This is a genomic window from Streptomyces sp. NPDC001194 (assembly GCF_042896985.1).
GTDB lineage: Bacteria > Actinomycetota > Actinomycetes > Streptomycetales > Streptomycetaceae > Streptomyces.
Genome location: NZ_JBIAXU010000004.1, coordinates 360093 through 373359 on the forward strand (window position 1 = coordinate 360093; position 13267 = coordinate 373359).

The window sequence follows — 13267 nt, forward strand, 5'->3', positions numbered from 1 at the left end:
CATTTATACGGACCGCGCGGGCCGCCGCGCGGACACGCCCTACGACAGCAGCCGCAGGGCCCCGGGCACGCAGTCGGCGGTCACCGGCAGCGGTCCGAGCGGCTCCCCGTCGGCGTAGGCGGTGATCCCGGCGGCCTCCAGGGTGATCTTCGCGGCCCGGTGGACGGTCACCTTCGGGTGGCTGAGGTGGGTCCCCTTGTAGACCTGCGGAAAGACCTTCAGCAAGGTGGTCCGGCTGCAGTCGCCGACCACCGTGACGTCGAAGAGCCCGTCGTCCGGGACGGCGTCCGCGCAGATGCGCATGCCGCCGCCGTAGGAGGAGCCGTTGCCGACGGCGACCAGCGTGGCCTCGGTCTCGATCACCGGACCGCCGTCGAGGGTGATCCGGTACGGGAACGGCCGGAAGGAGGCGAGCTCCGCGAGGATCGCCAGGTCGTACTTGAACCGGCCCGCCGGGAGCCGCATCCGGTTGCCGCGGTCGTTGACCCGCGAATCGAAGCCGGAGCACAGCACGGTCCCGTACCAGGTCTCCCCCCGGCCCGGGGTCCCCGCCACCCGCCCGAGGTCGATCTCGCGGATCCGGCCCTCCTTGAGCGCCTCGGCGGCCAGCCGCCCCGCCTGCGCGGGCTCGCCCACGGGCAGCCCCATGGCCCGCGCGAAGTCGTTCCCGGTCCCCACGGCGACCACTCCGAGCGGGACCAGCGTTCCGGCCAGGGCCTGCAGGGCCAGCGAGACCACGCCGTCGCCGCCGACGGCGATCACCGCGCCCGTGCCCTCCCGGACGGCGGTGCGCAGCCGCGACAGCGCGTCCGCGGCATCGGCGCCGAGCACCGTCCGTACGGAGAACCCGGCGGCCCGGAGCGCGGAAGCGGCCGGCTGCGCGGCGTGCGCGCCCCGGCCGCGTCCCGCGGTGGGATTGACGAGGAGGGTGATTTCAGCGCTCACCCCGGGAATGTACCTGTCAGGTCGCGTCGTCGTAACCGTTGATCTGCCTGCGGCCGCCGTCGGCCTGCTCGGGCAGCGCGGTCGGGGCCTGGACGGGCTCCATGTCACCGATCGGCGCGGGCGTCAGGTCCAGCTCGGAGGCCTCGTCGTCGTCGAGGAGCGCGTCGGGGTTGCCGCGGCGCCGCCTGCGGTCGTTGACCAGGCAGATCCCGAGGGCGATGAAGTAGAGGGCGACGATCGGCGCGGCCAGCGAGATCATGGTGAGCGGGTCACCGGTGGGCGTGGCGAACGCGGCGAAGATCGTGATGCCCAGCACCATGGCCCGCCACCAGCTCGCCAGCCGCTTCGCGGTGAGGACCCCGGTGAAGTTGAGGAGGATCAGCAGCAGCGGCAGCTCGAACGCGAGGCCGAAGACGATGACCATGCGCGTGACCAGGTCGAGGTAGTCGTCGACCGGGAGCAGGTTGCGCGCGTTGTCCGGGGTGAACTCGAGGAGGATCGTCGCGGTCTGCGGCAGCAGCTTGTAGGCGAGCACCCCGCCGGCGGCGAACAGCGGAGCGCCGACGGCCACGAAGCCGACCGCGTAGCGCTTCTCGTGGTTGTGCAGGCCCGGGGCGACGAAGGCCCAGAGCTGGTAGAGCCAGACCGGCGCCGAAAGCACCACACCGGCGGTGAGCGAGACCTTGAGGGCGATGGAGAACGGGGCGATGAGGCCGTTCACCGTCATGTCGGCGCAGGGCCGGCCGTTGCGCTGCGAGACCACCCCGTTGGTGCAGCCGACGGAGTCCAGCATCGGCTTCAGCATGAAGTCGATGAGGTTCTTGTAGTAGAAGGCCGCCACGATGGTGATCACCAGGATCGCCAGGACCGACTTCAACAGGCGGTTTCTCAGCTCACGCAGGTGCTCGACAAGAGGCATCCGCCCTTCGGCGTCCTTGGCCTGCTTGTCCTGCTTCTCCTGCTTGCGGGCAGACTTGAGCAACCCACGTCCCTTGTCTCGTTGCAGATGACCGGCGCGATCAGGGCCGCGGGCGGGCAGCCCGGCGGCCGGGCGATCAGCCCTGGGTGGTGTGGTTCGGCTCGTTGACCGGACGCGAGCTGGTCACGTCGCCGGGGGCGGCCTTGATGGTGCGCGGGGCGGCGGCCTGCTGCGGGGCCTGGTCGGCGACGGTCGCGGCGGTGGCGTTGTCCTCCGCGGCGCTCTCCGCCTTCATGGCCTTGGCCTCGCTCTTGAGGATGCGGGCCGACTTTCCGAGGGAGCGCGCCATGTCGGGGAGCTTCTTGGCACCGAACAGCAGGAAGATCACGGCGATGATCAGGAGGATCTCAAGAGGCTTCAGATTGCCGATCATGTCTGACTTCCTTCTCACCGAAACGGCTGGTTGTGTGTCGGCGGCCCCGGACAGTGATCCGTGACCGCTCAGGCAAGGATCGTAACCCCCGGGGGTTAACGCCCGGCAATCCCCCGGGGTATCCCGCCTTGCGTGCGGCTGGGACCGACGGTACGGGTCCTGACCCGCACTTTCCAGAGACCTGCGGGACGCGATCCTGTGGTTTGTACCGTTTTCACGGCCGGACGGCGCCGCCCGAGCGGGCCAGGTCGCTCGCCGCGCGCTCCAGGTCCCCCGAGGCGTCCGCGATCCGCCGGCTGGCCAGCTCGACCTGGCCGGACAGCCGCCGCACCTCCACGAAGACGCGCACCGCGAGGACGGCGAGGACGGCGAGCCCGAGGAAACCCAGGGCGATTGCGAGCATCGGCCACAGCATGCTCCGAGCCTAGGCCACCGGCCGCCTCAGACGCTGCGCAGGGTGCTCACGCCGCCGCCGGTCAGCAGTTCCACGATGCGCTCGCCGGCCGGTTTGCGTACGCAGGCCCCGCACTCGGGACAGGTGAACGAGTAGAACGTGGTGCGCCGGCTCCCGCCGATCACCAGCCGCAGGGCCCCCGCGCCCAGCTCGAAGCGGGCCCGGCAGTCGGAACAGGCCGCTTTGAAGGAGACCGGCGGCCCCGCGGCCGCCTGCACACCCCGTGGCCCGGACATTGGCGACATCGCTCGGCGCTCCCCTCATGCCGTCCGCTCGCGGACGGCGCGGCTCCCGTACGGCCGGGCCCGTACCGCACGGCCCCGCCGCTTCCCCTTGCCCAGCCCTGCTCGTACCGCTGCTTCAGCCCTGTTCCCCGTACCCGGCGAGCGCCTCCCGCGCCGCCTGGCGCGCACTGTCGGCCAGCTCAGCGGGCGCCACGATCCGGCCCTCGCGGCCCAGCCGCAGCGCCAGACGGCGCAGCGAGGCCGGGTCCGGGCTGCGCAGCGTGATCCGCAGGCCGCCGTCGGAGAGCTCCTCGGCGCTGTCGTGCGGGTAGTACTCGGCGACCCAGCGGCCGCCCGGTCCGACCTCGACCACGACCTCCGGGTCCTCGGCGGCCGGCTGGACGAGCCCCTCGGACAGATCGCGCGGCTCGATGGCGGGCGGCTCGGCCCGCTCGTCCAGCAGCCGGATCTCGGCGACACGGTCGAGGCGGAAGGTGCGCCGGGCCTCGGAGAGGTGGCACCAGCCCTCCATGTAGGTGTGGCCCACCGCGAAGAGCCGGATCGGGTCGACCTTGCGCTCGGTCAGCTCGTCGCGGGCGGGCGAGTAGTAGCGCAGCCACAGCCGCCGGCGCTCCGCGATGGCCCGGTCGACGTCGGCGAAGACCCCGCCCTCCGCCTCGAAGGTCACCGACAGCCGCGAGCTGGCCCCGGCCGCCTCGCCCGCGGCGGCCTCCAGCTTCGCGGTGGCCCGCAGCAGGGCGTCCCGGTCGCTCTCGCGCAGCCCCGGCAGCGTGGCCACGGCGCGGGCGGCGACCAGCAGCGCGGTCGCCTCGTCGGCGGCCAGGCGCAGCGGCTCGGCGGTGGACTCCCCCGAGGCGTCGGGGTTGCGCCACCAGATGCGCTCCCCGTCGGTGTCGATGTCGAGCAGGTCCCCGCCGCGGAAGCTGGTCCCGCACATGGGCAGCACGTCGAGGTCCGAGATCAGTTCGTCCTCGGTGATCCCGAAGGCGCGGGCGACGTCCGCGACGTGCGCCCCGGGGCGCTCGCGCAGGTAGGTCACCAGGGACAGCATCCGGCGGGTCTGGTCGATGGCGTTGGCAGCCATGCTGGTACGTCTCCCCCTCAGGGCACGTCTTGCGAACGGTGCGGTGGTGCGATCGGTGCGGCGGATCGGGCGGCGGCCCCGCCGGGACCCGGCGGGTCGGATCCGCCGGTCCGGTCCGCCGGGCGGCCTCAGCCCGCGGCCACGGCGCGCAGCCGGTCCACGACGTCCGCCCGCAGGTCGGCGGGGTCCACGACCACCACGTCCGGCCCGAACTCCACCAGCCAGGCGTCGAGCCCGTGCCCGTACGGGATCTCCAGTTCGTCCCAGCCGTCCCCGCCCTCGCGCACGGCGGTGGCCTTGGCCCGCAGCGGGTACCCGGCCCCGGCCCGCAGCCGGATCAGCGCGGAGCGGTCCGCGCTCTCCCCGGCCCAGCTCGCCACGGTCTCCCGTACGGTCACGACGTCCGGGACCTCGGCGGTGTATTTGGCCGCACGGGACTTGACCTTGCCGGTGATCCGGGAGAGCCGGAACACCCGCTCCGCCCCGCGGTCGCGGTCGTAGCCGGCCAGGTACCAGTGGCCGCGCCAGCACTCCAGCGCCCACGGCTCCACCTGCCGGGTCTCGGGCCGCGCGGCGGTGGACTTGCGGTAGTCGAAGACGACCGGCCGGCGGTCGCGGCAGGCGAGCATCAGCGGTTCGAAGGCCGCCTCGTGGACCGGGATGCGCGGTTCGATGGCGCTGTGCTGGCCCTCGTACGGGTCCCCCGCCTCCGGCATCCCGCCGGCGCGCAGCTTCTGCAGGGCGCCGCTGGCGGCTCCGGCGAGGCGGGCCTGCTGCCAGACCTTGGCCGCGAGCCCAAGGGCGGCGGCCTCCTCGGCGTCGAGGGAGACGGGCGGCAGCCGGTTGCTGTCGCGGCGGGCGAGGTAGCCGGTCTCGCCGTCCAGGTTCTCCACCGTCTCGATGACCAGGCCGAGTTCGCGCAGATCGTCCTTGTCCCGCTCGAACATGCGGTTGAACGACTCGTCGTTGCCGGCTTCCATGTACGCCTCGATGGAACCGCGCAGCTCGCGCTTGCTGAGCGGCCGGCGGGTCCCCAGCAGACACAGCGCCAGATTCATCAGCCGCTCGGCCTTGGCAATCGCCATCGACGCCCTTCCGCCCTTCTCCGCTTACACGTTGCAGCACTCGTCCGTCAGGTGCGACACGCGCGAGCGCGCACGGCGCACACCTCCGTGACCGTTGACCGTACCGCCCCGGCGGGCCCCGGCAAAAGCGAGGGCCCCCGCCTGACGGCGGGGGCCCCTTCACCGGTCACGGGTCGTCGGATCAGACGCCCATCAGGTCGCAGACGAAGATCAGCGTCTCGCCCGGCTTGATGGCACCGCCGGCGCCGCGGTCCCCGTACGCGAGGTGGGCCGGGATGACCAGCTTGCGGCGGCCGCCGACCTTCATGCCCTCGATGCCCTTGTCCCAGCCCGGGATGACCTGGCCGATGCCCAGGATGAACTGCAGCGGGGCGCCGCGGTTCCAGGAGGCGTCGAACTCCTCGCCGGTGGAATAGGCCACGCCCACGTAGTGGACGGAGACCTTGTTGCCGGCCGTGGCCTCGGCGCCTTCGCCCACCCAGACGTCCTCGATGACGAGGTCGGCCGGAACCGGGAAGTCGGGGAAGTCGATCTCGGGCTTCTCGAGCTGGTTGCTCACGGAACTGCTCCTCAAAACTGAATCAGGTCAACTCGGACAGTCTTACATCACTGCGAGGATGTCGAGGCTGAAGACCAGCGTCGAGTTGGCCGGGATGGTGCCCGTCTCCTTGTCGCCGAAGCCCTGGTCCGGCGGGATGACCAGCAGGATGCGGCTGCCGACCTTCTTGCCGGTCAGGCCTTCCTTGAGGCCCTTGACCGACAGCTGGTCCATCGGCCAGGTGACCGTCTGGTCCGTGGCGTACGTGCTTTCGAAGGTCTTGTCGTCCTTCCACGTCTTGCCGTTGAACTTGACCACGACGCTGTCGGTGTCCTTGACGGCCGGCCCGTCACCCTCCAGCACGTAGTTCGACACCAGCTTCGCCGGCGGCGTCACGTCCTTCGGGACGGTCACGGAGACTTCCTTGCCGTCCGTGTTCGTACCGATCTTCGGCAGGTCCTTGTCGTCCTGCGCGACCTCCTTGCCCTTGGCCGAGGCCGGGACCGAGGTGCCCTTGACGATGTCCACGACGAAGACCAGCGTGGCGTTCGGCTTGATCTTGTCGCCGGAACCCTTGTCGCCGTACCCGAGGTCCGGCGGGATCACGAGCTCCAGGCGGCTGCCGACCTTCTTGCCCTCGAGGCCCTGGTCCCAGCCCTTGATGACCATTCCGGCACCGATGGTGACCTCGAACGGCTTGCCCTTGCCGAAGCTCTGGTCGAACGGCTCCTTGCCGTCCCAGACCTGGCCGTAGTAGTTGACCTGGGCGACGTCGCCCTTCTTCAGCGCCGGGCCGTTGCCCTCGCTGACGGTCACCACCTTCAGCTCCTTCGGCGGGTCGCCCTTGCCCGTGGACAGGGTCGGGGTCTCACCGAACTTGGCGCCCTTGGTGATCGCGGGCGCCCCGTTCTTCATCTCGGCGGAGTCGGAGCCGCTGTCGCCACAGGCTGCTGTCGACAGCAGCAGAAGGGGTACGACAAGCAGGCCGGCAAGTCGGCGCACGTGTTCCTCAGATCTCAGACGGCGGTGCGGTCGTCGCCACTCTAAGGCGTGCGCAGGGCCCCGTACGAGATCCGTACGGGGCCCTGCACGAGATCAGCGCGATCTCACATGCCGGCGATCAGCTTCTCCACCCGGTCGTCCACCGACCGGAACGGGTCCTTGCACAGCACGGTCCGCTGCGCCTGGTCGTTCAGCTTGAGGTGCACCCAGTCGACCGTGAAGTCCCGCCGCTGCTCCTGCGCCCGGCGGATGAAGTCGCCGCGCAGCCGCGCCCGCGTGGTCTGCGGGGGCACCGACTTGCCCTCGAAGATCTTGAGGTCGTTGCAGATCCGCGCCGCCTGCCCCTTGCGCTCCAGCAGGTAGTACAGCCCTCGCCGGCGGTGGATGTCGTGGTACGCGAGGTCTATCTGGGCCACGCGCGGGTTCGACATCGTCATGCCGTGCTTGGCCCGGTACCGCTCGATCAGCTGGTACTTCATGACCCAGTCGATCTCGGTCCCGATCCGGTCCAGGTCCTCCGCGTCGATCGCGTCGAGGGTGCGGCCCCACAGCTCCAGCACCTGGTCCACCGTGCCGGTACGGATCCCCCGGCGCTCGGCGAAGTCCACGGCCTTGTCGTAGTACTCGCGCTGGATCTCCAGCGCCGAGGCCTCCCGGCCGCTCGCCAGACGCACCTTGCGCTGGCCCGTGATGTCGTGGCTGACCTCGCGGATCGCCCGGATCGGGTTCTCCAGGGTCAGGTCCCGCATCACCGTGCCCGCCTCGATCATGCGCAGCACCAGGTCGGTGGCCCCGACCTTCAGCAGCATGGTCGTCTCGGACATGTTCGAGTCCCCGACGATCACGTGCAGACGGCGGTAGCGCTCGGCGTCCGCGTGCGGCTCGTCGCGGGTGTTGATGATCGGCCGCGACCGGGTCGTCGCGGAGCTGACGCCCTCCCAGATGTGCTCGGCCCGCTGGCTCACGCAGTAGACCGCGCCCCGGGGGGTCTGCAGCACCTTGCCCGCGCCGCAGATCAGCTGGCGCGTGACGAGGAAGGGAATGAGGATGTCCGCCAGGCGGGAGAATTCCCCGTGCCGGGCCACCAGATAGTTCTCGTGGCAGCCGTACGAGTTGCCCGCCGAGTCGGTGTTGTTCTTGAAGAGATAGACGTCGCCCGCGATTCCCTCCTCGTGCAGGCGGCGTTCGGCGTCGACGAGCAGACCTTCGAGAATGCGCTCGCCTGCCTTGTCGTGCGTGACGAGTTCCGTCACGTTGTCGCATTCGGGAGTTGCGTATTCCGGATGCGAACCCACGTCGAGGTACAGGCGGGCGCCGTTCCGCAGGAAGACATTGCTGCTGCGGCCCCATGACACAACACGGCGGAAGAGGTAGCGCGCCACTTCGTCAGGAGACAGTCGGCGCTGTCCCCTGAACGTGCACGTGACGCCGTACTCGTTCTCCAGCCCGAAAATGCGGCGGTCCATGACTGAACATTACGCCTTCCGCACTGTTCTGAAACCGGGTTCGTGAACGCCGTTTCGATCAGTTGCCGACGAGCCGCTCCGCCGGACCGCCCGACGGACCGCCCGACGGACCCTCCACCGCGCCCCCGCCGACGCCTTCCGCGGCCGCGGCGGGCGAACCCGCCACCGTACGGGTCCGGCCCGGAGCGGCCATGACGCGCTGAGTGAGCGTCAGCACCAGCAGCGCCGACGCGCCCGCGACACACGCCACGCCGAACCCGCTCGCCGAACCACCCAGTTCCACCGCCGGCCCCGCCGCGGCCGTGCCGATCGCCGCGCCCACGCCGAAGAAGGTCACCAGCCACGAGAACGCCTCCGTCACCGTCCCCACGGGAGCGTGACGGTCCACGACGATGAACGCGCACGCCAGCGCCGGCGCCAGGAACACACCCGCCAGCGCCGCCAGCGCCGTCATGGCCACCGGCCCCGGAACCAGTACCAGCGGCAGGTAGCACACCGCCAACAGCGCCACGATCACGCGCAGCCGCCGCTCCGGCGCACCCGCCCACTGCCGCGCCCCGTAGAGCACCCCGCCGGCCAGTGCGCCCAGGCCCAGCGCCGCCATCAGCCAGCCGTACACCGACTGGCCCCCGTGGTCATCGGCGTACGCCACACCCGCCACCGTGATCGACCCCAGCGCCATGCCCACGAAGAAGAACGCGCCCAGCAGCGCCCGCAGCCCCGTCGAGCGCAGCGCGCCCAGCCAGTGGGCCTCGCGCGGCTCCGAACGCCACCGCCGCGAGGGCTCGCTGAGCACCACGGACAGCGCCCCCACGACACCGAGCGCATGGATCACCAGCAGCGCCCCGGCCGGATCCCACAGCGAGACGCACAGCGTCACCAGCAGCGGCCCGACCGTGTACATGATCTCCTGTGCCACCGCGTCCATCGCGTACGCGGCGTGCACCCGCTCCTCCTTGCCGCCCAGCACCGAGGGCCACAGCGCCCGCAGCCCGCCCTCCAGCGGCGGCGCGAAGAACCCGCCGACGATCACGGCCCCGTACGCGGCCGCCGCCGAACCGGTGCCCGCGAACGCGAGCCACGCCATGCCCAGCGCCGAGAGCACCGCGGCCGGCAGCTGCACGCGCGGCTGCCCGAAGAGGTCCACGGCCCGCCCGAGCAGCGGCTGACCCACCGCGTTCGCCACTCCGTAGACCGCGGCGAGCGCGCCCGCGAGGCTGTAGCTGCCGCCCTCCGCCCGCGTGAACAGCACGATCGCGATCGCCGCGGTGGCGTTCGGCAGCCGGCCGACGAGCGTGCCCGCCAGCAGCCTCGCGGCATGCCGGGTCCTGAGCAGCTCCGCGTATCCCGCGGCCATGTCCGCCCCCTTCTGCCCGGAGTCCCGCCGGGAGTCAATCTAGTAATACGTATAACGTCGGAGGTCATACGTACCATGGCCACACCACGGGGGTCCAACCCGACCATCACCCCCACCCCCGCCGACCTCGTACAACAGGAGCACGGTGTGACGAGACCCACCAGCCGGGACGTGGCCACCGCCGCCGGCGTCTCGCAGGCCACCGTCTCCCTCGTCCTCGGGGACAAATGGCGCGGCCGCGTCTCCGAACGCACCGCCGGCCTGGTGCGCGAAGCCGCCGCCACCCTCGGCTACCGGCCCAACCTCGCCGCCCGCAACCTCCGGCTCGGCTCCACCCGCACCGCCCTCCTCGTCGTCCCCGCCCTCACCAACGAGTTCTTCGCCCGCGTCTACACCGGCGCCGCCCGCATCGCCGCCGAACACGGCTTCGGCGTCGTCCTCTACCCCTCCCCCGACGGCACCGGCCCCGCCCGCGACCCCTTCGCCTCCGCCCGCGCCGCCCTCGACGGGGTCATCGCCTCCTCCATGGCCGCCCACGCCCTCGACGCCATCGGAGACGCCGAGCTCCCCCTCGTCATGCTCGACAGCGACCCCACCGCCACCCGCGCCGCCGCCCACGTCAACCTCGCCATGGCCGACGGCATGCGCCAGATCACCGAGCACCTCCTCGCACTCGGCCACCGCCGCGTCCTCCACCTCGCCTCCGCCGTCGACTCCTGGACCTTCGACGTCCGCGCCGAAGCCCTGGCCGCCCTGCTGCGCCCCCACGCCGAGCTGCGCACCGTACGGGCCCCGCTCACCGTCGCCGACGCCCACACGGCCATGGAGGCGGTCCTCGCGGCCCCCGCGGGCCGGCCCACCGCCGTCGTCTGCGACGACGACATCCTGGCCGCCGGCGCCTGCAAGGCCGCCCGTCGCCTCGGCCTGCGCGTCCCCGAGGACCTCTCCGTCACCGGCATCGACGACCTCGCCCTCGCCACCGCCGTCGAACCCGAGCTCACCACCGTCCACCTGCCCGCCGAACGCGTCGGCGAACAGGGCATGACCGCCCTCCTCGCCGTCCTGGACGGCACCCCCTGGACCGCCCCCGACCTCCCGGTCGACCTGATCGTCCGCGCCTCCACGGGCCCGGCCCCCGCCTGACACGCGAAAGCGCCCCCGGCCGGAAGGCCGGGGGCGCTTTCGCACGGGGATCCCTACTCGGAATCGTCCTCGGGAGCCTCGTCGTTCGACACGGCGTCGGCCTGCACGGCCGCCGTGACGTCCGCCTCCAGCAGCCGCGACAGCTGCCGGCCCCGGATCCGCTTGAACTTCCGCTGCTGGGCCCGCGTCCGGTCCAGCACCGCGACCTCCAGCCGCTCGGCCGGAATCGTCTTGTCCGCACCGTTCGCCTGGCTCGACAGCGCCTGCACCGCCAGCTTCAGCGCCTCGGACAGGGTCATCCCGTCCTGGTGGCGCTGGTCCAGGTACGTGCTGATCTGCTCGGCATTGCCGCCGACCGCGACCGAGCCGTGCTCGTCCACGATCGAACCGTCGTGCGGCAGCCGGTAGATCTGGTCGCCCGCGGCCGTCGCGCCGACCTCGGCCACGACCAGCTCCACCTCGTACGGCTTCTCGCCGGCGCTGGAGAAGATCGTGCCCAGCGTCTGCGCGTAGACGTTGGCCAGCCCACGGGCCGTCACATCGTCGCGGTCGTAGGTGTATCCGCGCAGATCGGCGTAGCGCACGCCGCCGATCCGCAGGTTCTCGTACTCGTTGTACTTGCCGGCGGCCGCGAAGCCGATCCGGTCGTAGATCTCGCTGAACTTGTGCAGCGCGCGGGACGGGTTCTCGCCGACGAACACGATGCCGTCGGCGTACTGCAGCACGACGAGGCTGCGACCGCGGGCGATGCCCTTCCGGGCGTATTCCGCCCGGTCGGCCATGGCCTGCTGGGGTGAGACGTAGAACGGAGTCGACACCGGTTATCCGTCCCTTTCTTCTGGGCGACGAGGAGGACTGGTCAGAGCAGGGCCGCGCGCGGCCCGTCGGGCTGCTCGAGCCGCCGGTTGGTGACGCTGCGGGCGAGCTCCTGCGACTGATCGTCCGTCAGCCTGCGGAATCCCTCGTCGGTGATGACGGTGACGATGGGGTAGATGTGGCGGTACAAGTCCGGCCCACCGGTCGCCGAGTCGTCGTCGGCGGCGTCGTACAGCGCCTGCACGACCAGCGTGGTGGCCTGCTCCTCCGTCAGATCGGGGCGGTAGAGCTTCTTCATGGAGCCCCGGGCGAAGATGGAGCCCGATCCGGTGGCCGCGTAGCCGTGCTCCTCGGAGCGGCCGCCGGTCACGTCGTAGGAGAAGATCCGGCCCTTCTCCTTGGCCTCGTCGTACCCGGCGAACAGCGGGACGACCGCGAGCCCCTGCATCGCCATGCCCAGATTGCTCCGGATCATGGTGGAGAGCCGGTTGGCCTTGCCCTCCAGGGAGAGGGTCGTCCCCTCCACCTTCTCGAAGTGCTCCAGCTCCAGCTGGAACAGCTTCACCATCTCCACGGCCAGGCCGGCCGTACCGGCGATGCCCACCGCGGAGTACTCGTCCGCGGGGAACACCTTCTCGATGTCGCGCTGCGCGATCATGTTCCCCATGGTCGCCCGCCGGTCACCGGCGAGCACGACCCCGCCGGGGAACGTGGTGGCGACGATGGTCGTCCCGTGCGGCGCCTCGACAACGCCCTCGGGCAGCTTCCGGTTCCCCGGCAGCATCTCGGGCGAGTGCGCCCCGAGGAAGTCCATGAAGGACGAGGACCCCGGCGTCAGGAAGGCTGCCGGTAGACGCCCTGTGCCGCGATTGTTGGCTTCCACAGGTTTCCTTCCACGTAAGCGGCTGCACGTCGCATGACGTCCGGCCGATCCCTGAACTTCCCTAGTGCTGAGTTGCAGCCGAAGCAAAGTACGCCTCGAACCCTACCCGTCTGATGATCGTGATCCACGTGCTCTGCCGGACCCTCTCGGCAGATGATGCAGACTCCGCCCTGGGCGGCGACCATCTCGTCGCGCTCCGCCTCGGTGATGCCGTAGGACCGCTTGAGGTGGCCCGCCCGGCCCTGGACGGCCCGGCAGGCCTTGCAGCGAGTGGACAGCCCGTCAGAAGCACTGGCGTTCTTGTGCCATTCGCTGTGCGGCTTGACCTCGCCGCACTGCCGGCAGAGCTTGTGACCTGCCGGCACTTCCACGTGCTCCTTGACCGCCTTTCCCGCGGCGGCCCGCCGACGTCGGTAGTGCTGCGCTCCGTACGCTGCAACGCACTCGCGGCATCTCGGCTGCAGCCCGTCGCCCCGATTCCGATCCGAAGCGAACCCGCTCAGTGGCAGGTCGCGGGCGCACCCGCGACACCACTTCGTTCCATTGGACATGGAGCACACATTGGCGGATTCACCTTAGATTCGAAGGCTATTCGCCGCCTTTTTGTACGAAACTCCGAACGAAGTCCTCGGCATTCTCCTCGAGTACATCGTCAATCTCGTCAAGAACGGAGTCGACGTCGTCGGAGAGCTTTTCCTGGCGCTCCTTGAGGTCGGTCGATTCCTCGACCGCAGCCTCCTCGACCTCCTCGGTCGAGCGAGTCGCCTTCTGCTGTCCGCCGCCGGTGTCCTTGGTCGCCATGTCTACCTCACCCCGCTCGGTTCGCGCGCTCATGTCGAGAGGCCCCGGGATCGGGATCTCTCAAGATCAGACCCTACGTCGGACCCTACAAGGAGG

16 protein-coding genes are annotated in these 13267 nt (G+C 70.8%); 1 reads left to right on the forward strand and 15 read right to left on the reverse strand.

Going from position 1 to position 13267, the window contains the following annotated elements; translation table 11 throughout:
- Positions 1 to 39: 39 nt before the first annotated feature.
- The 11 genes from ACFY1T_RS13070 to ACFY1T_RS13120 form a co-directional block, all read right to left on the reverse strand.
- Positions 40 to 945: a diacylglycerol kinase gene (locus ACFY1T_RS13070; RefSeq protein WP_390788194.1), complete on the reverse strand. Its 906-nt coding sequence runs from the start codon at positions 943 to 945 to the stop codon at positions 40 to 42.
- A gap of 16 nt (positions 946 to 961) precedes the next feature.
- Entirely contained in the window at positions 962 to 1927 is a 966-nt protein-coding gene (tatC, locus tag ACFY1T_RS13075; protein WP_390788195.1) for a twin-arginine translocase subunit TatC, read from the reverse strand.
- A gap of 73 nt (positions 1928 to 2000) precedes the next feature.
- On the reverse strand, positions 2001 to 2297 hold the full coding sequence (gene tatA / locus ACFY1T_RS13080) for a Sec-independent protein translocase subunit TatA (protein WP_030860241.1): 297 nt from the start codon (positions 2295 to 2297) through the stop codon (positions 2001 to 2003).
- 214 nt (positions 2298 to 2511) lie between these two features.
- Positions 2512 to 2712, reverse strand: coding sequence for a hypothetical protein (locus ACFY1T_RS13085; protein ID WP_030860243.1), 201 nt, complete (start codon positions 2710 to 2712; stop codon positions 2512 to 2514).
- A gap of 26 nt (positions 2713 to 2738) precedes the next feature.
- The gene (locus tag ACFY1T_RS13090) at positions 2739 to 2987 is read right to left on the reverse strand and encodes a hypothetical protein (RefSeq protein ID WP_390788196.1); all 249 of its coding nucleotides are present in this window, start codon (positions 2985 to 2987) and stop codon (positions 2739 to 2741) included.
- Between the two features lie 124 nt (positions 2988 to 3111).
- Positions 3112 to 4080, reverse strand: coding sequence for a YafY family protein (locus ACFY1T_RS13095; RefSeq protein WP_030860247.1), 969 nt, complete (start codon positions 4078 to 4080; stop codon positions 3112 to 3114).
- A 128-nt stretch (positions 4081 to 4208) separates the two neighbouring features.
- Entirely contained in the window at positions 4209 to 5165 is a 957-nt protein-coding gene (locus ACFY1T_RS13100) for a helix-turn-helix transcriptional regulator (RefSeq protein ID WP_390788197.1), read from the reverse strand.
- A 181-nt stretch (positions 5166 to 5346) separates the two neighbouring features.
- Entirely contained in the window at positions 5347 to 5724 is a 378-nt protein-coding gene (locus ACFY1T_RS13105; protein WP_390788198.1) for an FKBP-type peptidyl-prolyl cis-trans isomerase, read from the reverse strand.
- 42 nt (positions 5725 to 5766) lie between these two features.
- Complete coding sequence (locus ACFY1T_RS13110; RefSeq protein WP_390788199.1) at positions 5767 to 6705, reverse strand: FKBP-type peptidyl-prolyl cis-trans isomerase; 939 nt, start codon at positions 6703 to 6705, stop codon at positions 5767 to 5769.
- A gap of 104 nt (positions 6706 to 6809) precedes the next feature.
- Positions 6810 to 8171, reverse strand: coding sequence for a Pup--protein ligase (gene pafA / locus ACFY1T_RS13115; protein WP_030157196.1), 1362 nt, complete (start codon positions 8169 to 8171; stop codon positions 6810 to 6812).
- A gap of 58 nt (positions 8172 to 8229) precedes the next feature.
- Positions 8230 to 9528, reverse strand: a complete 1299-nt coding sequence (locus ACFY1T_RS13120; protein WP_051805132.1) for an MFS transporter — start codon at positions 9526 to 9528, stop codon at positions 8230 to 8232.
- Positions 9529 to 9675: 147 nt separating this feature from the next.
- On the opposite strand from ACFY1T_RS13120, the gene ACFY1T_RS13125 reads away from it, so the two are divergent.
- Positions 9676 to 10671, forward strand: coding sequence for a LacI family DNA-binding transcriptional regulator (locus ACFY1T_RS13125; RefSeq protein ID WP_390788200.1), 996 nt, complete (start codon positions 9676 to 9678; stop codon positions 10669 to 10671).
- Positions 10672 to 10724: 53 nt separating this feature from the next.
- Here ACFY1T_RS13125 and prcA read toward each other — a convergent pair whose 3' ends face one another.
- The 4 genes from prcA to ACFY1T_RS13145 form a co-directional block, all read right to left on the reverse strand.
- Positions 10725 to 11489, reverse strand: coding sequence for a proteasome subunit alpha (gene prcA / locus ACFY1T_RS13130; RefSeq protein ID WP_030157191.1), 765 nt, complete (start codon positions 11487 to 11489; stop codon positions 10725 to 10727).
- Positions 11490 to 11530: 41 nt separating this feature from the next.
- Positions 11531 to 12370: a proteasome subunit beta gene (prcB, locus tag ACFY1T_RS13135; RefSeq protein WP_229341158.1), complete on the reverse strand. Its 840-nt coding sequence runs from the start codon at positions 12368 to 12370 to the stop codon at positions 11531 to 11533.
- Positions 12322 to 12741, reverse strand: a complete 420-nt coding sequence (locus ACFY1T_RS13140) for an endonuclease VII domain-containing protein (protein WP_390788201.1) — start codon at positions 12739 to 12741, stop codon at positions 12322 to 12324. Before ACFY1T_RS13140 ends, prcB begins: the two co-directional genes overlap by 49 nt.
- 217 nt (positions 12742 to 12958) lie before the next feature.
- Positions 12959 to 13171, reverse strand: coding sequence for a ubiquitin-like protein Pup (locus tag ACFY1T_RS13145; protein ID WP_030233608.1), 213 nt, complete (start codon positions 13169 to 13171; stop codon positions 12959 to 12961).
- Positions 13172 to 13267: the final 96 nt, after the last annotated feature.

Coding starts and splice junctions, on each gene's coding strand:
- tatA (WP_030860241.1), bottom strand. CDS start 2,297: ATGATCGGCAATCTGAAGCCTCTTGAGATCCTCCTGATCATCGCCGTG.
- ACFY1T_RS13085 (WP_030860243.1), bottom strand. CDS start 2,712: ATGCTGTGGCCGATGCTCGCAATCGCCCTGGGTTTCCTCGGGCTCGCC.
- ACFY1T_RS13090 (WP_390788196.1), bottom strand. CDS start 2,987: ATGTCCGGGCCACGGGGTGTGCAGGCGGCCGCGGGGCCGCCGGTCTCC.
- ACFY1T_RS13095 (WP_030860247.1), bottom strand. CDS start 4,080: ATGGCTGCCAACGCCATCGACCAGACCCGCCGGATGCTGTCCCTGGTG.
- ACFY1T_RS13100 (WP_390788197.1), bottom strand. CDS start 5,165: ATGGCGATTGCCAAGGCCGAGCGGCTGATGAATCTGGCGCTGTGTCTG.
- pafA (WP_030157196.1), bottom strand. CDS start 8,171: ATGGACCGCCGCATTTTCGGGCTGGAGAACGAGTACGGCGTCACGTGC.
- ACFY1T_RS13120 (WP_051805132.1), bottom strand. CDS start 9,528: ATGGCCGCGGGATACGCGGAGCTGCTCAGGACCCGGCATGCCGCGAGG.
- ACFY1T_RS13145 (WP_030233608.1), bottom strand. CDS start 13,171: ATGGCGACCAAGGACACCGGCGGCGGACAGCAGAAGGCGACTCGCTCG.